The sequence below is a fragment of the Pseudomonas ogarae genome, assembly GCF_014268695.2.
GTDB lineage: Bacteria > Pseudomonadota > Gammaproteobacteria > Pseudomonadales > Pseudomonadaceae > Aquipseudomonas > Aquipseudomonas kilonensis.
Genome location: NZ_CP077086.1, coordinates 1569510 through 1586311, shown reverse-complemented (window position 1 = coordinate 1586311; position 16802 = coordinate 1569510). Strand labels below are relative to the sequence as shown.

The window sequence follows — 16802 nt, the reverse complement described above, 5'->3', positions numbered from 1 at the left end:
TCAAAACGAAGGAAGGGAGAGTGCGGGACGAGACTTAAGCGCCTCGACGACTCCAATTGCTGCCAGGTCGCCCGCGGACTCGCTCCGGAGCAGATGCTGCAGTCCGCGATTGGCAATCACCGCAGACTGAGTTTTCGAGAAGCCTGCCTCGCGCAGGAGCAGCTCAAATTCAGGAAGTGAAGGTAGGCCGCCGTGGGCTAGCTTCGACTTAATGGTGTCGGTTCGGGCCTCGTCGTTGGCCGGTACAGTCACAATGGAAATCTCGACCAGGTCGAGCTTGGTCAGGGTCCGGATCCGCGTCTTCTCGTCGAAGCTGGACTCACGCACGTAGTAGCCGATGGACAGCCCGGTAATCGATCGGGACTTCATGCCTCGCATGGCGATACGCGCATAAGGCGCGTCAGCCAGCCAGAGTTCGCCATCACCGAACAGGCCTTTGGCGTCCTCTTTCAGGGTGTCCATTGACCACGAACCAATGGGTTCGGCGGTTCGGTGCTGCCACAAAACCGGCAGCGACCGAGCCTTCGCCTTTAGATCCGCGATGGACTCCAGAAACGCTCCCGGGGCAACCACTTCGTTGTAGCTGTCGATCACGCCAAACACGGAACCGTAGCCAGAAAAAAGGCCGTCATCGCTGACAGCCTTCACGTCGTAGTCAAATGAGCGGTACTTCACCGCCAGGGACTGGTCCTTAAGTTTCATTCCTGGTTCCCCTTGGGTTTATCGTTGAGCCAATCCAAGAGTGCCGAGCGCGCTCGCTGCGCATCACCGGCATCACCGCCGAGCTTGTCGATTGGCAACATGTTTGACTGGACCGTGAGCTGAGCGGCGTTGCCGCCTTGAGGTGCGAGGTTCTCTTTGATCCGGCACTCGTCGCGGGTGTAGATACCGTTCTGGGTCATGGAGCTATAGAAGGCTGCGCGAGCCGCGCTATCAGCGCGAAGCAAGCCTTCCGGGTTGAACTTTGCGTAGAACCGGCGGCGCTCATCAGGGCGCAACAGGCGACGATTGATGCTTTGCTCGATGCGCTTCATCCAAGGCAGCAGCGTGAAACTCAGAAAACCGAGCATCTGCTGCTCCATCCCCGTTCCCCAACTGGTGCTGTTCGAAGTGTGTCCGACCATCCAGGGCGGAACACGGAACCACCGGCAGATCTCTTCGACGTTGAAGGCTCGGGTTTGTAGCATTTGGGCATCTTCGGGCGTCATGGACACCTGCTGATATTTCATGCCCGCTTCGAGCACCATCGTCTTGCCGGTGTTCACCGCGCCGGCGAACTTGGCCGCCATGTCTTCGCGAATGTCCTCCCGCTGGGCTTTGTTGAGGATTTGGTCGGTCGATAGAACGCCGCCGAGTTTCATTCCGTTGGCGAACATCTTGCTCGCCGACTCATCGGCAGCCATCGCAGCCCCGAATACATTTCGGCCCATGGCAAGCGGGCTCAACCCGCACATGGGGTCAGTCCCGAACCCCCGCGTGTGCATCATTTGCTCATCGATCAGCGTATGAGGCTTGCCCTCGCTATCGATAAACCGGTATTCGATTGCGCCACTGCTTGTGCGCCGAGGCGGCGAAACCGACTGCGGGAGAATAAACTCCAGCGAAGACAGGTCGCGTCCCACCAGATGAGGCTCATTAAAACTGTTGCCGCTGAGCAATAAGCTCGCCACCACGCATTCCCAGAATTCAACAGGGGTTTGGTCGGCGTTCGGCTGCTGGCTGATCACTCGGTGTACGGGGTGCGAGGTGGCAACCTGTGGCACACCATTCTTGTCTTCATAGAGCGCAATCGGCAGCGTCGCCAAGGTTTCAGCAATGAGCCGAACGCATGCCCAAACCGTGGACAGCTGCAGCGCGGTTTGCTGGCTAACAGTTTTTCCTGATGCAGAGTCGGTACCGTAGTAACCGTTCCAGAAGGCAGCATCGCCAAGACCGATTCGTCGACCCACCCAGCCTGCAAGCGATGACTTCACTATTCCAGGCTCAGCCGACTTAAACAGCGCCTGGCGAAGCACGGACTTGAGGGGTTTATTCACTGGTCAGCCCCTTGCGAATGAAGCCGGCGGCGAGCAGGAATGCCAAACCGCCTGCGATAAGGGACCACCCCAGACCGGCCAGAACAAAAACCCCGCCGACCATCAAGCAGAACCCGGCCACGGCCGCCAGCAGAAATATGAGGAGGCCTGTATTCATGGGTATTCCTGTTATCCAACGATAATTGGGCTTGAGAAAAAGTCGCTGATGTTGCCTTCGTTGTTGCCGGCCAAAGTGAGCACCCTGCCGATCGCCATGATCAACGCCACGGCGCCGTCAATTTTGTTGTCATCGCCTTGCTTGATGGGCCTGACCACATCGTCGTTACCCGGCAGAAACTTGCCAATGACGTTGGCGATGCACCAAGTCATGATCGGGTTACCGTCGTGATGGAACCGGCCAGCGGTAATCGCCGCTTCCAACTCCTTCATCGGGTCGCTCATGTTGGTGTAGTTCTGGGTGATGGTGACGGGGTTGAGCCCTTCGTCATCAAGGTCATGGGAAAGCCCAGTTGCCCCGTGGGGGTCGATCGGGCATTCCCGGACAGGCGCCAGATGATTCGCCTCTTTGGCCTCGGCGAGAATCTCGCGGTAGTCCACCTCGGCGCCGTCGGTCGTGAGCAGGTGCCCGGTGTTGATCCAGGCCTGGAACCGCTCAGCCATCCGCCTGTTGTCGGTGTCGTTGGCTGTATCCTCGGGGACCCAGAACTTCGGGGCGATCGAGTAATAGTGCGTTTTGCCGTCGATGACCCGCCAGAACAAGCGCGCCATCGAGTTCATATCAAGCTTGCGGGCCAGGTCGAAGCCCAGGATGCATTCCTGCCCTTCGAACATCTCCAGAGTCAGCGTCTTGTCTTCACAGGACCGCCAAGTTTCGACGTTGAAGAATCCCGCCTTTGCACTCACCCACAGGTTGAGGTGCTTGGTTTTGAACGTGTTGGTAAATCTGGCCGAGCGGATTGCGCGGGCCAACTGGCTTTCCAGGTACTCCTGGAACACCGAGACGCCCATGCATGGGTTGGCCTTGGCAAGGTTCTTCGGGTCGGTCCAATCGTCGCCTTCATCCAGGGTCCAGATGTAGCCGAACAACTCAGGGTCGGGCACCGTGCCGTTAAGCATTTCCAGGACTTGGCGACGTTTGTCGTAGCAAGGGCCTTCGATGTTCGCGCCGGCGGTGGTGATGATGAACATCAGCGGCTGCCTACGGGAACCCATCCCGGTCAACATCGTGTCGTATTGGGCGGCGCTGTCGTGCTCGTGAAACTCGTCGATGATTGCGCAGGATGGGGACGCACCGTCGCCCGGGTTGCCGATCAATGGTTCGAAACGACTGCAATCCGAGGGAATGTTCATGTTCGAGGCGTTCACCTCGATGCCGGCCGCCTCGATCAACATCGGCGATCGCATGACCATTAAGCGCGCCGGGCGGAAAACCTCCCAGGCTTGTTTCTCGGTGGTCGCACCGGAATAGACTTCGGCGCCAAACTCGTTGTCGGCCACGAACATGCCGATGCCAACACCTGCAGCAATTACGCTTTTCCCATTCTTCCGGGGAACTTCCCAGTAGCTTTCCCGAAACCGTCGGTAGCCGCCCTTCTTCTTTACCCACCCAAAGGTGCACGCCAGGCCGAACAACTGCCACGGCTCCAGCGTGATGAGCTGCCGCTTGAACGCCCATTCACCTTTGGTGTGCGGCAAAAGCTGCATCAGCTTGAGCTTTTTCTCGGCTTTCTTCGGGTCGAACTTGTACGGAAACGACTTGAGCCGGCTGGCGGCAACATCGTCAAAGTGTCGCTGGATAGATTGGTGGATGTACCGGCAAGCCGGAAACTTGCCTTTCAAAACGGTTCTTGCCCAAGCCATCGCCTTGTCGACGTTGGGGTGGGCGGTCTTGGCCATCAGCTACTCAGTAATTTGGCGAACTCATTGGTGGATCGTTGCTTGTTTCCGCCGATGATTCGGGTCCGGCTGGAGGGATCAAGGCCGAGTAACGAACCAAACGTCACCAATTGGCGCATCGATTCGTTCGCAGCTGTGAGCGCCGGATTCTTCATGGGGCTGCCCTGGGCAGACTCAACAACAATCCCGAACTGCTGGACGGCCTCTTCAGCCATCCGCCACTTGTCATAGGCGGTGCAAAACGCCTCGACGTTGTGTAGATCGGTGAGCGCGACGACGTGCTCACGGAGCAATTCGGGGATCAACATGCGCCACATCGTGGCCGCCCGATCACTCAGCCAGTCCGGCGGATCGATGTTCGTGACCGTGGAAAACTGCGGCTCATCCGTGTTCAGCGCACGCTTGCCGGGATTTCCGGCGAGTGCTTTTTTGGCCGTTGGCTTGGGTTTGCGACCACGGCCGGCGACCGTGGCGGTGCCCCCCATCGCGCAACTCCTGATTTTTTAATTTCGCGGTCGTGAAAGAAAGGCTGGGCGGACGGTCTAGAAGGCAAAAGCCCTGGACTTTTGGCCCTCCCCCTCCCCATGGATGTGAATTTCTCTTATTTAGGCCATTTCCGGGCATTCTGCATGGTCAGCGCCTCGGGTTGCCCCAGCCGCCATCCTCACGGGCCGTCTTGCGGCTGTGGCAGCTATGGCACAGCGACTGCCAGTTGTTTCGGTTCCAGAAGATCGTCGCATCACCCTTGTGGGGCACGATGTGGTCGACCTCTGTGGCAGCAACCACCTCGCCCTGGCGCTCATGCTCAGCACACAGCGGGTAGCGGGCGAGGAAGCCCTTGCTCGCCTTCTGCCACTTGTACGTGTAGAGGCGCTGTGTGCTGCTCTCCCGAGGCTTGGCTCGCGCAGCACTCGTCAACAGGTGAGCATGCTCGTCGCAGTACCTGGCGTTGCGCGTCAGCGTGTTGCAACCCTGGGCGTTGCACGGCTTCTTTGGCCTTAGAGGCATGGCGAGCCATCCATGTAAGTCAGTGGCAGTGCATCTGGATCTTCTGGCTCATCGGCCATTGCCTGGATCAACATCAACTGTTGGTCGGCCATCCGTTGCAGCAGTGCGGTCTGCTTGACCTGCTCGGCCAGTACCTGGGTCAGCAGGCTTTCCAAGGAGCTGGGCTGCTCGCTCATATGCAAGCCTCTTCATCTTAATGATCCATTCGCGCCGGGCGGCGCAGCCTTTACACATGCTTTAAACTCCTCGGCAAAATCACTTCCACGGCAGGAATCCATGACTCAAACAGCTCACCTACAGGCTCCGGCCCCTTCCTGGTTAACCGTCACTTTTTTCTCACTGCTTTTCTCCGTCATCAGCGGCGTAGTCGTTGCTGCGGTTAGTTATGGCAAGCAGGAGGCTGCGAACGGGACTCTTGTCCAACGTGTTGCGGACTACAAAGAGGCAAATGACCAATTAGTTGCAAGTATTGAAAAATGGAGTAAAGCCTATGACGTCAGAGGTGAGGCTCTTAGATCGGCTCAATCGCGAGTAGCGGAACTGGAGAACGACCGCTGCCAACCTCTTAAGGGTGATATTGATCGCATACGCAACGACATCATCTATGAGGAAAACAATAACCACCCCGCTCAGGAAATCGAGCGCTCTATTCGCGTAATGAACGATTATCACCAATCGCTGAGGGCTTGCTACGCCTCAACGGGACGTATCTAAACGCTGTCCCAACGGAGCCTGTACCACTCTTTGGTCTTGTACAGGTGATGCCACGGTGAGGTATTAGCCACTACCAGCCTCCTGTCATCTTGGCGCCTACCGCTACACCAGCAAGGAACACCGGCACCACCAGCATTGAGCTAGTGGTCGGGATGATCGATGCGGGCATTGGTGTGCGCATGGGTGGCGGTGCCGGTTGTGCGGGCTTGGTGATAACGCAGCGAGCGCACTTGCCGCAGGCAGTGCCAAGACGCCAATCACCTCTGCAAACCGGGTTGCTGTAACCGAGGCGCATGGTCACTGCTCCAGCGAAAGCTTGATCGAGGCGAGGATCACACCGAGCGCAGCTGCTTGAGAGGTCTTGGCAAGCTCCACCACCAGGGCCTCAACCCGGGCAACCTCTGCCTGCTCCTCGGGGGTCATGTCGCTGACCATGCCCTTGATCTGGTAGTACTCGGCGCTTACCGTGCTCATTGGGTTTAGATGCCTCGCTTGGGCAGTACTTGAAATAGTGGCGGGTTGCCGGTATTGGTACGAATCAATCCACCACGAGCAAGGAAGTCAACATGTCAGCAACACTAAATGCTTCGACCCTGAATGCTGCTAATGCCGGCCTCGATCCAAAGACTAATCGAGCTCATGCCGTAGCTGCCGCTTTGGAAGTAATCGCAGCAAAAGCGTCAGGTGCGGATGCCACGGGCCTTTCTCGTGAATTCCACAACCTTTCCGCTTACGCCGATCAGATCCAGGAAGCGCTGAAAGTTAAGTGACCCACCCGCGCCGCGCTCATCGGCGGCGCAACTCCCATATCGCGACACAATTTCCGAATGCGCGAAATGTGACGCGATTTACGGGCCCTGCCGTTCCAGCGCCTCGGTGACCTTGTCGGCGGCTTTTCCGGCAGTCTCTGCTGCCTCAGTTGCCTTGCCTGCGGCACCTTCCACTTTGACGGCGGCCTCGGTCGCGCTCTTGGCCAGCTTGTTCAGCCGCATGTCGCGCTGTTTGGTGGCCTCGTCATACCCGCGGCGCACCTCGGCGACCTGGGCGGAATACCAGCTGGCCATTGACCACTGAGCAGCCTGGAAGCCCAAGACGGATCCGCCCGCTACCAGCAGGATCGCGATGATCCAGATTTCGGCGCGGCGCCACCATCGGCGGGCGATGAATTCCATTGCGCATCTGTCCATTAGTTGATGCCTCCCAACTGGGCCCGCAAGCGCGCAATCTCAGCGCTCTGGGTGGTCACCTTGTCAGTGAGTTGGGCGATCTGGCTGGTGAGGGCCTCGACCTTCCCTTCCATCCGGCCAACCGCGGCGGCGAGCTCGTTGCGCTCTTTGGCGAATTGGTCGGCTCTGGCTTCAGCCGCGTTGGCCCTGGCACGCTCGGTATCGAGCAGCTCATTTAGCCGGCGGACGGTGCCGATGTCGGCGTTATCCATCGCCCGGTCAGTCGCGTCCTTGGAAAGGAATTTCCTCAACCAGAGAAAGCCGCCCAGCAATACGGTGCCAGTACCGCCCAGCCAGGTAGCTGTGCCTGGGCCGAGGTCGGTAGGGTCCATCGCTACTCCAAAATGAAAATGGCCTGAGGTGGCCTTGGCTAATTCCCGGAAACGAAAAAGCCCCAGCATCAACTGAGGCTATTGAAGTTTATTTTTCGGTTTTTTATTCAGGCGCTCTGCTGAGCGTCTACTTACCGATCGATCTCACGATGCCGAAGAAAAAGCCATCCACCGATGAGATTTTTCCTCGCCAAAGCGTGCCGTCTCCTGGGATTGGGACGCTCCCACCGTTGTAAATCTTTGCGTCCTTTAAGTGCAGATATTGGGAGGGCACTGGACTGCCTCCTGGGGGCCGTCTGGCGGTCAACAACTGTGTCATGGTATCGACACCAGAGTTAGCTCCGCCTTCAGCTGCGCCAGCAAACCCAGCGATTACCTGATCAAAATAGGTATTTACTGAAATCAGAATACCGGTAACTAAACTCCCACCAATTGTGAGGCTGATGGATGCTTCGATACCGAAATCATTAGCAATGTGCACAATACTTTGAAGCGTGTCATCTATCCTGCGCCCCTCCCAAGATCCTTTTAGAATCACAAGGTCGTTCAGGTCTTCTCTTAACTCTTCAACAGCCTCCAACCCCTCGGTATTCTCACTCATCTTCATGGCTCCCAGCCTTCTTATGTCGAGCGCCACCTATACTCCGAGGGTTCTATTTGCGCAACGAAAAAGCCCAGCGCAATGGCCGGGCTTTCTCTGTGGTGTCGCGCTTGAAAAGCTGAACACGGTGCTATGAAAACAGAGCTATTCCATATGGACAACTCTTTTTTCAAGCTGCCTCCCTCACCCGCTCCAAGACGCAATCCACCCAGGCAACGCCGGCCTTGATCAGCTCCCTGGCCTTGCCTTCGCTCATGCCGTATTGGCGTCCGACTCGCACTGCCGCCCACTTCGCGCCGTAGTACAGCCAGATCATGTCGCCCATCTGCTGATCGCGCTTGCACAACCTGGCCACCGCGCCATCGACCACGCCCGCCAGTTCGTCCGTGATGACATAGGACTTGGTGGTAGCCGGCATCACCTCCCGCATGATCGCCATCATCGGCGAGGCGTAGCTGGGAATACCCATTCCATCCATGCGCCACCAGCCCCACTGTTCCAGCATGTACTCGGTATCGCCCAGGGGGCGCTGCAACGGCTTTCGAATCATCATGCTGCTTTCCTCGGGTCAGGGTCACTCAGGCCGAACAGATCTCGAAGCAAGCGGTCAGCCGCGGTCTTCTTCGCATTGCCTTCCAGAAGCCAGCGCTGGCCGTAATCATGAAAACCGATCTGCAACCGGCTCGAGTGCCAACTGGCGACCATGTCCAAAAGAGCCGCCAGCGCGGCCGGGCCGCCCATTTTGACCTTCGCCAACTCTTCGCCGGCGATTTTCAAAAACTGGCACTCGATATCGCTCATGGCTTTGCGCGGCAGTACCGCTTTGACGTTACTCATGATTTGCTCTCCCCTTGATGCGGCCAGCGAAGGGGCGATTTGCTTCGACCTCCTCCTGCGTGGGCTCGCGGCCTGCAAAGTTGACGAAGCGGGCGAACTTGCCCTGCTGTTGCACAAGGCACGAACCTACCGGGGCGTGCCTGCATTTGGGCATGAGCAGCTCAGTGACGCCGTTTTGGCCCTCCTCCGAATCGTTGTCCCGGTGAACCAGGATGATGCAGTGGGCGTCCGCCTCGATCTGTCCGGATTCGCGCAGGTCCGAGGCGATCGGTTTTTTCCCAGGACGCTTTGTGGAGTCGCGGTTGAGCTGCGCCAGCAGGATCACCGGCACATCCAGTTCCTTGGCGATATTCACGATGCCTGTCGAGATCTTTCCCAGCTCCGAGGTGCGGTTGAAGGCCTTCCCGTCGGAACCGATCAAGCCGATATAATCGATCACAACCACGTCGAGGCCGTGCCTGCGCTTGACCTGACGGCAGATGCTCCGAATCCGCGCCACGGTCAGCCCTGACTTGTCGCTGACATACAGCGGCTTATCCATGATCAGGCTCACGGCAGAGGTCAGGCGGGGCCAGTCCTCATCCTGCAGTTGGCCGTTGTCCAGTACTTGCAGATCGACGCTACCGAGGGAGGCTAGCGCGCGGTTTCCCAACTCCTCCTCCGGCATCTCAAGCGAGAAAACCATGCCCACACCAAGACCGGTACAGGCAATGTGCTGGGCGATTTGCAGGCCGAGCGTGGTCTTGCCGCTCCCTGGCAGGCCGGCGACGATGGTTACGGTCTTCTTGCGCAGGCCGCGGATCAGTTTGTCCAGGTCCGTCAGGCCGGTGGAAAGACCGGTCTTCAAGGTTTTGTTGAATTTGGAGTCGATGATGTCGATGTTTCGAGTCACCACCTCGTCCATACGCTTGTAATCTGGCTCGCCAGTGTCCAGATCGCGAAGATCCGCCATGGCTTGCTGGGCGCTGGCGATGATCTCCGCCACCGGCTTGTTCTCGCTGGCCGACTCTCGCACGGCGTCGGCCGCTTCAACCAAGCGACGGAGAACCGCTCTCTCTGCCACCGTTCGGGCATATGCCTTCCAGTTGGCGGTGCTGGGCGTGTTCTTCGCCAATTCCCCTGCATAGGCAATGGTCGACGCGCCACTGGGCAGATATGGCCTGAAATCGTGAAGCGTGACCGGGTCCACCGGTGCGCCGGTTGCATGCAGGTCAACCATCAGCCGGAACAGCGCTGCGTTTTCCGGATCATGGAAGTCAGCGACTGTGACGCTGGCGGTTATCGAGTCGAATAGATCACCGTCCAACATCAGGGCACCGAGAAGAGCGTGTTCTGCCTCGTCGCTGTAAAGCTCTCGATAGTCGCTCATGGGCGCCCCCTTGCCGACGCCCAGCTGAAGCCGGCCAGGAATGCACCGTTTTCCCGGAGCCGATCGAGCGCCCGGGCGCCGATGTACTGCTCCAGGCTCGGGGCATGCTTTCCTTCGGCGTCCTGCTTCGATTTGGCAGGCAGGTTAGAAACCACCACGGTGGGCCTGACCAATTGATACCGGCGGTCGATCACCTCATGCAGGACCGTCAGTTCGTACTGGGTGCCGGCCTGGGCGCCCACCTCGTCAATCGCCAGCAGGTCAAAGCTCGCCAGCTCATCGATCACGTCGCCCTCGGTATAGCCAGAGTCTCGAGCCATTGAGCGCTTGAACACCCGGATGATCTCGGCAGCAGTGGTGATCACCGCCACGGCGTTCTCCCGGCGAATGAGCTGCTGGACGATACTGCAGGCCAGGTGCGTCTTTCCGGTGCCTACGTTCCCGGTCAGCAGCAGGTTGCGACCGGCGCGATAATGCTCGCCGAAGTTGTCCGCGTAGCTCTGGCACAACTCCAAGGCCTGACTCATGGCTGGCGAACTCGCCCGGTAGTTGTCGAACGAGCTGGCTGCAAACCGCGGAGTGATGCCGGAGCCTATAAGCGCGATGTTGATGTTTTCGGCTTTGAGGTTAGCCAGTGCCAGGGAATGCTCCTCGCTCCCCGCCGGCGCAACCCGGAGCCCGTGGAACTGGCAATTTTTGCAAGCGCGGACCTGCATCGTTCCATCGAACTGCTGGACCTCGCTTCGCGACACCACTTCAGGGTGGTGTGGGCAGCTGCCATTGAACGATCGAATCTCGGGCTGCCGGCGGAAATTAGAACGCTGGACCATTGCCGCCTCCTTGGTACATGTCTTCGGTGTGTTCTGGCAGGTTGGTGTAGGCCGGTGCTTTGCCGTTTTTGACGCCAGCACCAGGCAAAACCGAATCCGGGTAGATGTCCGACCAGCTGCTGGTGGTGGACTTATCCAGGACGGCATCAGGGTCCGGATGGTTGGCCAGCTTCTTGGCGATCAGCTCACAGGCTCTCAGGGTCAAAGGTGCCCGCTTCGCCTTTCGCATTTCACAGAAGTCGGCCCAGGCGTTGTCGGATGCGTTGGCTGGCTTGGCAGTCAGTGGATCGAACTTTTGAGCCTTCCCCTTTCCGACCTTCTGAGGTGCCTTGGCGCCTTCTTTTTGGTTAAGGATGGTTAATGGGTGGTTAAGGGATGGATTGGGTGCACCCGGTGCACCCCGTTCGGTCGTGGCGTGCACCCCGTTCTGTTCTGGCGTGCACCCCGTTGCGTCTTCAGGTGCACCCCGTTCGGAGCGGGGTGCATCCTGTGCACCCCGTGAAAGGTCTAGGTCGTAGCAGACAGGGACGCGATCCCGCTGGGTGATGTAGGCGGCGGCAACAGCTTGATTTCCGCGCTTTATCAACCCACTCGACTCCAACTCACGGAGCCGATATTGAACGGTGCGGGGTGCCAGGCCGGTATCAAGCGCAAGGCTCGAAACGGCAGGGAATGCAGCACGACCGGACTGGTCGGCATAGTTGGCCAGGCACAACAGCACATGCCGTGTGTGCGAATCGGTGACAACCTGCTGGGTAAGCGCCCAGGACATAGCTTGAACACTCATATGTCCAACTCCCGAGTAACGCGGCGCACGAAGTCGTCGTAAGCCTCAGACATGACGAAGCCCGCCTGCTCCAGCATCTCGCGATGTGCCTTGGCGCCGCTGTACATCATCCAGCGCTTCTGCTCCGGCAGATCAGCGAACGCCGTATAGCTTGGCCAGGGGCCGACGATTACCGAACCGGTGGCGGGAGTAACTACCGGAATTCCGGTAGTTGATTCCATGGGAGTCGTCATTGCAGCGTCTCCCCTGGCTTGCGGCACATCCCGGTGGCCATGGCTTCTACTGAGCCGCCAGACAGACGCAAGACCAGCAACCGTAGTGCTGTAGTTGAGTCAATGGAGAACGTGCGAGCCTCGTCCAACGCCAGAGCCTGCGGGGTGTGTTCCATGATCAGGAGTCGAACGCGATCGCTGTAGTTGAACGCCGCGCAAGCCAGCTGTTGATCGGTCAGGCCGGCAAACGCTTCCTCAGGCAAGCACTCGGCCGGGTACACGACGACGGGGATTTTGTTTTCAGGGCGCGGCTCACCCGCCAGCAGGTGACGGGTCATTGCCTCTTGGTGATCTTGTGCGACTTGCCTCGCATCGTGACCGGTCCTGCGCCTGAACAGCACCTTGAGTGCGTAGTAGGCGCGATACAGATCAATGTGCGTGTCATCCTCCTTCTCAATGGAATATTCAGGCTCGTCGATCACGTCCAGGGCGTCCTTGACGACCTCGAAGCACTTCAACAGCAGGGCAGCATCGGGATATTTCTCGAAGTGGTCCTCATCAATGTGCTCCACGATCTGCGCCGGCTGGGGGAGATTCAGTACGTTCTTCATGCGGGTCTCCTCTGGCACAGCTTGAAGCGGCTTTGCTGAATATCGGGATGGGTCGCGCGCTCAGGCGTGACGAAGGTGCACTCGGCGGCGAACCGATCGAAGCGACGGGTGATGTCGGCCTTGGGCCAGATCGCGTATGGCTGGGCGCCGTCGTCGGCGTGCTTGCTGCGCACCATGGCGAATGGCAGGGGCGCGCCCGGGATGTCGCGCATGACAGCGTTGATGACCCATTGGGGAAGCCCCAAACGCAAGTTGATGCGCTCGCGGATCGAGGTCATTGACTCGAAGCCCGCTGGCCTGGAGTCCAGGTAACGCACCTGTTCAACATTGGCTACCCGGGTTTCGATCCGCTCCAGCGCGAACTGCTGCTCCCGCTGCTGGCGCTCGACGGCCACAAGGTGGTTCGCGTTGGCAGCGGTGATCTCGGCCTGGGTCATGGGACGGGAAGCCTGCTCTTCCAGAGCCTGCCACCGGTCAACCAACGCGGCCGTGAACTCAGGGCTGAGCTGAGCGACCACCACGAAGCTGTCACGCTTGCACACTTGGAACACGGAAACAGTCTGACCAAGGTGATTTTTAACTTCCGCCAATGGTGGAAGTTGAATCGCGCCCTTCTCCGCAAGGCGCTCAATCGTGCGCTTCACGCTGTCATGGCGGACGGTGACAAGATCGGCAATCTCTTGGGAGGACATGGTGACCGCATCACCGCCACTGAATGGAGTGATGGTCATTGGGCAGCCTCCGAATGTCGCGACACGCTTGTGTCGTGCGCGTTTTTTGTCGCGTACTCGAGGGACGCTGCCTTGAAGTGTTCGATTGCTTGATCGACCCCAGAAAAACCGGTGTCATCCAGATAGTTGACGAGGCCAACCAGCACTTTCGTGTCGCGATCATCGCCCCCGGCTTCACGAGCAATTGCCCTGGCCAATGCAGCGAGCCATTGAAGGTTCTCCCGAGCGCAAACCAGTTGAAACTCTGCTTCGTCAGCGACGTTTTTAACGGTAGGTTTTGAGGTCATCACTGAGCACCGCCTTGGCCTTCGCACAGCTCGACGCTCAATACTGATGCGGTGATCAAAGCCTGGCTCGCCATGGCAAGAAAACGGATTGCTACTGCGTCGTTGACATCGGGATTGCGATCGATGCACATCGTCGCGATATGCTGAAGAGCGCCAAGCAAGCCGGTCGCCATATTCATCGCTTCCCCGACGGGAATTCCGGCATTCACGCCGAAAGGTTGGCGGTTTTCGCCAGCCACGGTTTCGAAGTCAGTAGCCTCAGTGAGCAGTTGGTGTTGCATCCGGTTAGGTCCGGTGGTATTTTTCGGTTGAGACATATCGTTCTCCAGAACGAAGAAGTACGAAGACCCCTGCGAAGGGTCCGGTTAAGAAGCCCGCCTGCGAAGCGGGCTTTTTGTTGCCCGGAAGAAAGTCAGCCGGACAGCAAAAACTGGGATGGGATGCGCTGGCTCATGTCGGGTTCCTTTTCATTGGGCAGCCAAAAGCCAACCATTGGAAGTCGCTGAACAGGCCCTGGCGAGGGCCTTCCTTTTTCACAGGAAACGTGCAGGTCCGGAAGATACCCATTAAGCGAGGGCCTCAGGAGGGTCGAGTTTCGTATTGCTGGCAGTACTGGATGCGCATACAGAGCCATCCAGCCCAGGTGCTGAGCCGAGCAAATCGGAGGATGATTCACTTAACTTGTGGCGAGCTTCAACTTGGGCAAGGAGACTGCACAGCGAGGAAGCCTTTATCGTGCCGCCGGTCGCAAGCTCGGCAAGAAAGGCTTTTTCCGGACTCACTTTCTGAGCCCCCGATAACCAGTAAGAGACGGTTGCCTGGGAAACACCCAGAGCTCTGCCGGTCATTGCCTGACTGCCAAAATATCTGATTAGTTCGTTGATTTTATGAGCCACGAAGCCGGCCTCTGATAAGTCTTTTTATAGACTGCACAGAAGAACACTTATTTGCAACACTATAAGTTCATTTATAGGATGAGCGGATGAACCTATCAGAAAGAATCAAAGCAGCCAGAAAGCACGCAGGCCTTACCCAACAACAGCTGGCCCAGCTCGTTGGAGTGGCTCAAACCGCCATCAGCCAGCTGGAAAGCGGCAAGGCACAGCGAAGCACGTACATAGCTGAAATCGCCTATGCGTGCGAAGTGAGTAGCAAATGGCTAGCTCTCGGCGAGGGGGAGATGAAGCCTGCGGAAGGGTCTTTTGAAATTGACCTTGAAGAAACGCCACCCTCAACCCCGAACTCTGCTCTCTTGGGCTTTTTAAGCAGCTCGATTTCGCCAATCGCAGTAGTAAATGATGGCAATGAAAACGAAGCAGTATTGGTACCCATAATTCGCGATTACTACCCAGGGTCAGACCCTGAGCGGATAGCCCGCTCCCAGAAATCCAACATCAGTTACCGCTTCAGCAAGAGGATGCTCGAATCGCTGGCTACCGGCGAAGTGGTTTGCGTTTCAGTGTCCGGAAATGCCATGTCTCCAGTACTGCAAAACGGAAGCATCGTCGCGGTCGATACAGGCAGCACAGACATTGAAGACGGGAAAATCTATGTCATCAGGCATAGCGGGCAATTGCGAACGCAATTTTTGTATCGAATTCCTGGGGGCGGTATCAGGCTACGCAGCATGAACCCTGCGGAACACCCTGAGGAGTCATACACCTCCAAGGAAATGGAAGAGAAATCAATCACCATCATCGGAAGAGCATTTTGGGGTGCCTCATTCCTGTAGATTCCCCTCGCCAAAGCCCGGCCTGCCGGGCTTTTTTTCGCCTGCCGATTAAAAAAACAGTTTTCTGTTAAAAAAATCAAGATACTGCTTGCTCAGAAATATCAATACACTTATATTTTAGCCATCGACAACGCACATGATGGATAAAAGGAATGCCCACACTTATTAATTTCGGGAAGCTGCAAGGAAAAATCGGCATCCTTGCTGAGCAGGAGCTGCGTACCGCCCTCGCCATTTGCGCAGGGCTCAGCACAAAGGAAATAGCCAAAGCTTTTGGCTGCGCCCCAGGCACGGCCAAAAAAACGATAGAGCGAATCTTCTTCAAGTTTCGCGTCTCAAGCCGAACGGCAATGATTGCGGAAGCCTTCCGCCTAGGATTGATCAGCTTCGCCAGCTCAGCGCCAGTAACTCCAGACCCGCAAGGCGAGGGCCACCAGGGAGACAAGCACTTGGGAGTATTCATCGCCTGATCCAGCGGCGTGCGCCTCCTGCCGGGCGTAGCCCAGTGGATCAGCCGTTGCTGAACGCTAAATAGCCAACCCTTATTTTCGCGAATGCCAACAACGCGGCCGGGATTCGCTCGGCCTGGAGAAAGTGATGAAACAGAAACGCTTATCGGCAATGCGCCTGTTCGAGGTGCTGATGTTCATGTTCGTCTACGTCGCGCTCACGGTCGCCTGGTTTGGCTTCGCCGCGCCGGAAATGATGAGCAGCGTCTCCACTGGCGCCGTTCTCACAGGTTTTGCAGGCTAGGTCCTGTGGCTTATCTGCACCACCTGCATCGTCGTTTACATCATCAACAAATGATATTCAGCCAAAACCACGGAGAAGCAACCATGAAGCGATACGACTCCCGCACCGCCGATAAATTCGTGGTGCGCCTGCCAGACGACATGCGAGCCGATGTCGAAGCACTGGCGACATTCGAAGACCGCAGCATGAACAGCGTGACTGTCCAGGCGATCCGAAACCACCTCGACTTCAATCGACGCCAAGAGCTGTTGCTGGACGCCCTGCGCGATGCCTCCATGGGCAAGCGACAGTCCGCTACCTGTGGGAGCGAACAAGGCTCAAATACTGCTGAAACCCAGATCCAGCAAGGCTCTGTCTGTGGGAGCGAGCAGCCATGACAGCCACAACGCCCAGCGCCAGCCGGATTGCTCTCCAGAATGAGTTCAGCCAGCTAGGCTCCCGCCTGGTCCGCTTCGGCCAGGCCATGCAGGAGCCGAGCACCACGGTCAGCGAGCTAATGCGTTTGGCCCAGGCATGCGGCATTAACCTCAAGCTGCACGTGGTATCTGAGTCGGGGAACGGCGATGAGTGAAGAAAATGTCGCGACACAAAACGCGAATAGCGAAATCGTGTCGCGACACGGAAGGAGGCAGGTATGTTTCTGACTGCAGAGGAAGTTGCCGACCTGACCGGCTATAAGAAGCCAGGGGCACAGATAAAGTGGTTAACCGCCGAACGCTACGGGTTCGCGGTAGGTGGTGATGGGCACCCGAAGGTGCTGCGTCAGGTAGTCATCGGCCGTCTGGGTGGTATTCAATCAAGAAAGGGGCCGGAACTTCGGCTGGGTTGAGGTGAAGATCT

The 16802-nt window shown here is 57.8% G+C and carries 30 protein-coding genes; 8 read left to right on the top strand and 22 right to left on the bottom strand.

Annotated elements, in window-relative coordinates:
- The 7 genes from HU749_RS06895 to HU749_RS06865 form a co-directional block, all read right to left on the bottom strand.
- Positions 1-702: an HK97 family phage prohead protease gene (locus HU749_RS06895; RefSeq protein WP_186651748.1), complete on the bottom strand. Its 702-nt coding sequence runs from the start codon at positions 700-702 to the stop codon at positions 1-3.
- Complete coding sequence (locus HU749_RS06890; RefSeq protein WP_225919137.1) at positions 699-2036, bottom strand: phage portal protein; 1338 nt, start codon at positions 2034-2036, stop codon at positions 699-701. The genes HU749_RS06895 and HU749_RS06890 overlap by 4 nt, the downstream gene beginning before the upstream one ends.
- Positions 2029-2193: a hypothetical protein gene (locus HU749_RS06885; protein ID WP_186651750.1), complete on the bottom strand. Its 165-nt coding sequence runs from the start codon at positions 2191-2193 to the stop codon at positions 2029-2031. Before HU749_RS06885 ends, HU749_RS06890 begins: the two co-directional genes overlap by 8 nt.
- Before the next feature lie 11 nt (positions 2194-2204).
- A complete protein-coding gene (locus tag HU749_RS06880) occupies positions 2205-3932 on the bottom strand; it encodes a terminase large subunit (protein WP_186651752.1) in 1728 nt (575 codons plus the stop codon).
- Positions 3932-4417, bottom strand: a complete 486-nt coding sequence (locus HU749_RS06875; protein WP_186651754.1) for a phage terminase small subunit P27 family — start codon at positions 4415-4417, stop codon at positions 3932-3934. Before HU749_RS06875 ends, HU749_RS06880 begins: the two co-directional genes overlap by 1 nt.
- Before the next feature lie 148 nt (positions 4418-4565).
- The gene (locus HU749_RS06870; RefSeq protein ID WP_186651756.1) at positions 4566-4940 is read right to left on the bottom strand and encodes an HNH endonuclease; all 375 of its coding nucleotides are present in this window, start codon (positions 4938-4940) and stop codon (positions 4566-4568) included.
- Positions 4931-5116, bottom strand: coding sequence for a hypothetical protein (locus HU749_RS06865; RefSeq protein ID WP_186651759.1), 186 nt, complete (start codon positions 5114-5116; stop codon positions 4931-4933). The genes HU749_RS06870 and HU749_RS06865 overlap by 10 nt, the downstream gene beginning before the upstream one ends.
- Before the next feature lie 100 nt (positions 5117-5216).
- Between HU749_RS06865 and HU749_RS06860 the strand changes: the two genes are divergently transcribed.
- Positions 5217-5654, top strand: coding sequence for a hypothetical protein (locus HU749_RS06860; protein ID WP_186651761.1), 438 nt, complete (start codon positions 5217-5219; stop codon positions 5652-5654).
- 297 nt (positions 5655-5951) lie between these two features.
- Here the strand turns inward: HU749_RS06860 and HU749_RS06855 are convergent, their stop codons facing one another.
- Positions 5952-6128 (bottom strand): hypothetical protein, encoded by a 177-nt coding sequence (locus tag HU749_RS06855; RefSeq protein ID WP_186651763.1) that lies wholly within the window; start codon positions 6126-6128, stop codon positions 5952-5954.
- Between the two features lie 92 nt (positions 6129-6220).
- Between HU749_RS06855 and HU749_RS06850 the strand changes: the two genes are divergently transcribed.
- Positions 6221-6424 (top strand): hypothetical protein, encoded by a 204-nt coding sequence (locus HU749_RS06850; protein ID WP_186651765.1) that lies wholly within the window; start codon positions 6221-6223, stop codon positions 6422-6424.
- 78 nt (positions 6425-6502) lie between these two features.
- Here the strand turns inward: HU749_RS06850 and HU749_RS06845 are convergent, their stop codons facing one another.
- The 14 genes from HU749_RS06845 to HU749_RS29455 form a co-directional block, all read right to left on the bottom strand.
- A complete protein-coding gene (locus HU749_RS06845; RefSeq protein WP_186651767.1) occupies positions 6503-6841 on the bottom strand; it encodes a hypothetical protein in 339 nt (112 codons plus the stop codon).
- Complete coding sequence (locus HU749_RS06840) at positions 6841-7212, bottom strand: DUF3450 domain-containing protein (protein ID WP_186651769.1); 372 nt, start codon at positions 7210-7212, stop codon at positions 6841-6843. Before HU749_RS06840 ends, HU749_RS06845 begins: the two co-directional genes overlap by 1 nt.
- A 127-nt stretch (positions 7213-7339) precedes the next feature.
- Positions 7340-7813, bottom strand: a complete 474-nt coding sequence (gene gvpU / locus HU749_RS06835; protein ID WP_186651771.1) for a gas vesicle accessory protein GvpU — start codon at positions 7811-7813, stop codon at positions 7340-7342.
- A 169-nt stretch (positions 7814-7982) separates the two neighbouring features.
- Complete coding sequence (locus tag HU749_RS06830) at positions 7983-8366, bottom strand: antiterminator Q family protein (RefSeq protein ID WP_186651773.1); 384 nt, start codon at positions 8364-8366, stop codon at positions 7983-7985.
- Positions 8363-8650: a hypothetical protein gene (locus HU749_RS06825; RefSeq protein WP_186651775.1), complete on the bottom strand. Its 288-nt coding sequence runs from the start codon at positions 8648-8650 to the stop codon at positions 8363-8365. The genes HU749_RS06830 and HU749_RS06825 overlap by 4 nt, the downstream gene beginning before the upstream one ends.
- Positions 8643-10019, bottom strand: a complete 1377-nt coding sequence (locus HU749_RS06820) for a replicative DNA helicase (protein WP_186651777.1) — start codon at positions 10017-10019, stop codon at positions 8643-8645. Before HU749_RS06820 ends, HU749_RS06825 begins: the two co-directional genes overlap by 8 nt.
- Positions 10016-10849 (bottom strand): ATP-binding protein, encoded by an 834-nt coding sequence (locus tag HU749_RS06815; protein WP_186651779.1) that lies wholly within the window; start codon positions 10847-10849, stop codon positions 10016-10018. The genes HU749_RS06820 and HU749_RS06815 overlap by 4 nt, the downstream gene beginning before the upstream one ends.
- Positions 10833-11636 (bottom strand): helix-turn-helix domain-containing protein, encoded by an 804-nt coding sequence (locus HU749_RS06810; RefSeq protein WP_186651781.1) that lies wholly within the window; start codon positions 11634-11636, stop codon positions 10833-10835. Before HU749_RS06810 ends, HU749_RS06815 begins: the two co-directional genes overlap by 17 nt.
- On the bottom strand, positions 11633-11857 hold the full coding sequence (locus tag HU749_RS06805) for a hypothetical protein (RefSeq protein ID WP_186651783.1): 225 nt from the start codon (positions 11855-11857) through the stop codon (positions 11633-11635). The genes HU749_RS06810 and HU749_RS06805 overlap by 4 nt, the downstream gene beginning before the upstream one ends.
- Before the next feature lie 8 nt (positions 11858-11865).
- A complete protein-coding gene (locus HU749_RS06800) occupies positions 11866-12459 on the bottom strand; it encodes a hypothetical protein (RefSeq protein WP_186651785.1) in 594 nt (197 codons plus the stop codon).
- Positions 12456-13190, bottom strand: a complete 735-nt coding sequence (locus HU749_RS06795; protein WP_186651787.1) for a Rha family transcriptional regulator — start codon at positions 13188-13190, stop codon at positions 12456-12458. The genes HU749_RS06800 and HU749_RS06795 overlap by 4 nt, the downstream gene beginning before the upstream one ends.
- On the bottom strand, positions 13187-13480 hold the full coding sequence (locus HU749_RS06790; RefSeq protein WP_186651789.1) for a hypothetical protein: 294 nt from the start codon (positions 13478-13480) through the stop codon (positions 13187-13189). Before HU749_RS06790 ends, HU749_RS06795 begins: the two co-directional genes overlap by 4 nt.
- Positions 13477-13794 (bottom strand): DUF3077 domain-containing protein, encoded by a 318-nt coding sequence (locus HU749_RS06785; protein WP_186651791.1) that lies wholly within the window; start codon positions 13792-13794, stop codon positions 13477-13479. The genes HU749_RS06790 and HU749_RS06785 overlap by 4 nt, the downstream gene beginning before the upstream one ends.
- 249 nt (positions 13795-14043) lie before the next feature.
- Entirely contained in the window at positions 14044-14373 is a 330-nt protein-coding gene (locus tag HU749_RS29455) for a transcriptional regulator (RefSeq protein WP_186651793.1), read from the bottom strand.
- Positions 14374-14459: 86 nt separating this feature from the next.
- Here HU749_RS29455 and HU749_RS06775 point away from each other — a divergent pair, with 86 nt between their 5' ends.
- From HU749_RS06775 to HU749_RS06750, 6 genes are all read left to right on the top strand, one after another.
- On the top strand, positions 14460-15209 hold the full coding sequence (locus HU749_RS06775) for an XRE family transcriptional regulator (protein ID WP_186651794.1): 750 nt from the start codon (positions 14460-14462) through the stop codon (positions 15207-15209).
- A gap of 152 nt (positions 15210-15361) precedes the next feature.
- Positions 15362-15679 carry a response regulator transcription factor gene (locus HU749_RS06770; protein ID WP_186651796.1) on the top strand — a complete coding sequence of 106 codons (318 nt, stop codon included), beginning with the start codon at positions 15362-15364 and terminating at the stop codon, positions 15677-15679.
- Between the two features lie 127 nt (positions 15680-15806).
- Entirely contained in the window at positions 15807-15962 is a 156-nt protein-coding gene (locus HU749_RS06765) for a hypothetical protein (protein WP_186651798.1), read from the top strand.
- Positions 15963-16045: 83 nt separating this feature from the next.
- A complete protein-coding gene (locus tag HU749_RS29350; RefSeq protein WP_186651800.1) occupies positions 16046-16339 on the top strand; it encodes a CopG family ribbon-helix-helix protein in 294 nt (97 codons plus the stop codon).
- The gene (locus HU749_RS06755; RefSeq protein WP_186651802.1) at positions 16336-16533 is read left to right on the top strand and encodes a hypothetical protein; all 198 of its coding nucleotides are present in this window, start codon (positions 16336-16338) and stop codon (positions 16531-16533) included. The genes HU749_RS29350 and HU749_RS06755 overlap by 4 nt, the downstream gene beginning before the upstream one ends.
- Positions 16534-16596: 63 nt before the next feature.
- A complete protein-coding gene (locus HU749_RS06750) occupies positions 16597-16791 on the top strand; it encodes a DUF4224 domain-containing protein (protein ID WP_010564156.1) in 195 nt (64 codons plus the stop codon).
- The last annotated feature ends 11 nt before the right edge of the window (positions 16792-16802 follow it).

Bases quoted from the DNA above. Each gene is read 5' to 3' on its own strand.
- HU749_RS06895 (WP_186651748.1), bottom strand. From the start codon at position 702: ATGAAACTTAAGGACCAGTCCCTGGCGGTGAAGTACCGCTCATTTGAC.
- HU749_RS06885 (WP_186651750.1), bottom strand. From the start codon at position 2,193: ATGAATACAGGCCTCCTCATATTTCTGCTGGCGGCCGTGGCCGGGTTC.
- HU749_RS06880 (WP_186651752.1), bottom strand. From the start codon at position 3,932: ATGGCCAAGACCGCCCACCCCAACGTCGACAAGGCGATGGCTTGGGCA.
- HU749_RS06875 (WP_186651754.1), bottom strand. From the start codon at position 4,417: ATGGGGGGCACCGCCACGGTCGCCGGCCGTGGTCGCAAACCCAAGCCA.
- HU749_RS06870 (WP_186651756.1), bottom strand. From the start codon at position 4,940: ATGCCTCTAAGGCCAAAGAAGCCGTGCAACGCCCAGGGTTGCAACACG.
- HU749_RS06865 (WP_186651759.1), bottom strand. From the start codon at position 5,116: ATGAGCGAGCAGCCCAGCTCCTTGGAAAGCCTGCTGACCCAGGTACTG.
- HU749_RS06860 (WP_186651761.1), top strand. From the start codon at position 5,217: ATGACTCAAACAGCTCACCTACAGGCTCCGGCCCCTTCCTGGTTAACC.
- HU749_RS06855 (WP_186651763.1), bottom strand. From the start codon at position 6,128: ATGAGCACGGTAAGCGCCGAGTACTACCAGATCAAGGGCATGGTCAGC.
- HU749_RS06850 (WP_186651765.1), top strand. From the start codon at position 6,221: ATGTCAGCAACACTAAATGCTTCGACCCTGAATGCTGCTAATGCCGGC.
- HU749_RS06845 (WP_186651767.1), bottom strand. From the start codon at position 6,841: ATGGACAGATGCGCAATGGAATTCATCGCCCGCCGATGGTGGCGCCGC.
- HU749_RS06840 (WP_186651769.1), bottom strand. From the start codon at position 7,212: ATGGACCCTACCGACCTCGGCCCAGGCACAGCTACCTGGCTGGGCGGT.
- gvpU (WP_186651771.1), bottom strand. From the start codon at position 7,813: ATGAGTGAGAATACCGAGGGGTTGGAGGCTGTTGAAGAGTTAAGAGAA.
- HU749_RS06830 (WP_186651773.1), bottom strand. From the start codon at position 8,366: ATGATGATTCGAAAGCCGTTGCAGCGCCCCCTGGGCGATACCGAGTAC.
- HU749_RS06825 (WP_186651775.1), bottom strand. From the start codon at position 8,650: ATGAGTAACGTCAAAGCGGTACTGCCGCGCAAAGCCATGAGCGATATC.
- HU749_RS06820 (WP_186651777.1), bottom strand. From the start codon at position 10,019: ATGAGCGACTATCGAGAGCTTTACAGCGACGAGGCAGAACACGCTCTT.
- HU749_RS06815 (WP_186651779.1), bottom strand. From the start codon at position 10,849: ATGGTCCAGCGTTCTAATTTCCGCCGGCAGCCCGAGATTCGATCGTTC.
- HU749_RS06810 (WP_186651781.1), bottom strand. From the start codon at position 11,636: ATGAGTGTTCAAGCTATGTCCTGGGCGCTTACCCAGCAGGTTGTCACC.
- HU749_RS06805 (WP_186651783.1), bottom strand. From the start codon at position 11,857: ATGGAATCAACTACCGGAATTCCGGTAGTTACTCCCGCCACCGGTTCG.
- HU749_RS06800 (WP_186651785.1), bottom strand. From the start codon at position 12,459: ATGAAGAACGTACTGAATCTCCCCCAGCCGGCGCAGATCGTGGAGCAC.
- HU749_RS06795 (WP_186651787.1), bottom strand. From the start codon at position 13,190: ATGACCATCACTCCATTCAGTGGCGGTGATGCGGTCACCATGTCCTCC.
- HU749_RS06785 (WP_186651791.1), bottom strand. From the start codon at position 13,794: ATGTCTCAACCGAAAAATACCACCGGACCTAACCGGATGCAACACCAA.
- HU749_RS06775 (WP_186651794.1), top strand. From the start codon at position 14,460: ATGAACCTATCAGAAAGAATCAAAGCAGCCAGAAAGCACGCAGGCCTT.
- HU749_RS06770 (WP_186651796.1), top strand. From the start codon at position 15,362: ATGCCCACACTTATTAATTTCGGGAAGCTGCAAGGAAAAATCGGCATC.
- HU749_RS06765 (WP_186651798.1), top strand. From the start codon at position 15,807: ATGAAACAGAAACGCTTATCGGCAATGCGCCTGTTCGAGGTGCTGATG.
- HU749_RS29350 (WP_186651800.1), top strand. From the start codon at position 16,046: ATGAAGCGATACGACTCCCGCACCGCCGATAAATTCGTGGTGCGCCTG.
- HU749_RS06755 (WP_186651802.1), top strand. From the start codon at position 16,336: ATGACAGCCACAACGCCCAGCGCCAGCCGGATTGCTCTCCAGAATGAG.
- HU749_RS06750 (WP_010564156.1), top strand. From the start codon at position 16,597: ATGTTTCTGACTGCAGAGGAAGTTGCCGACCTGACCGGCTATAAGAAG.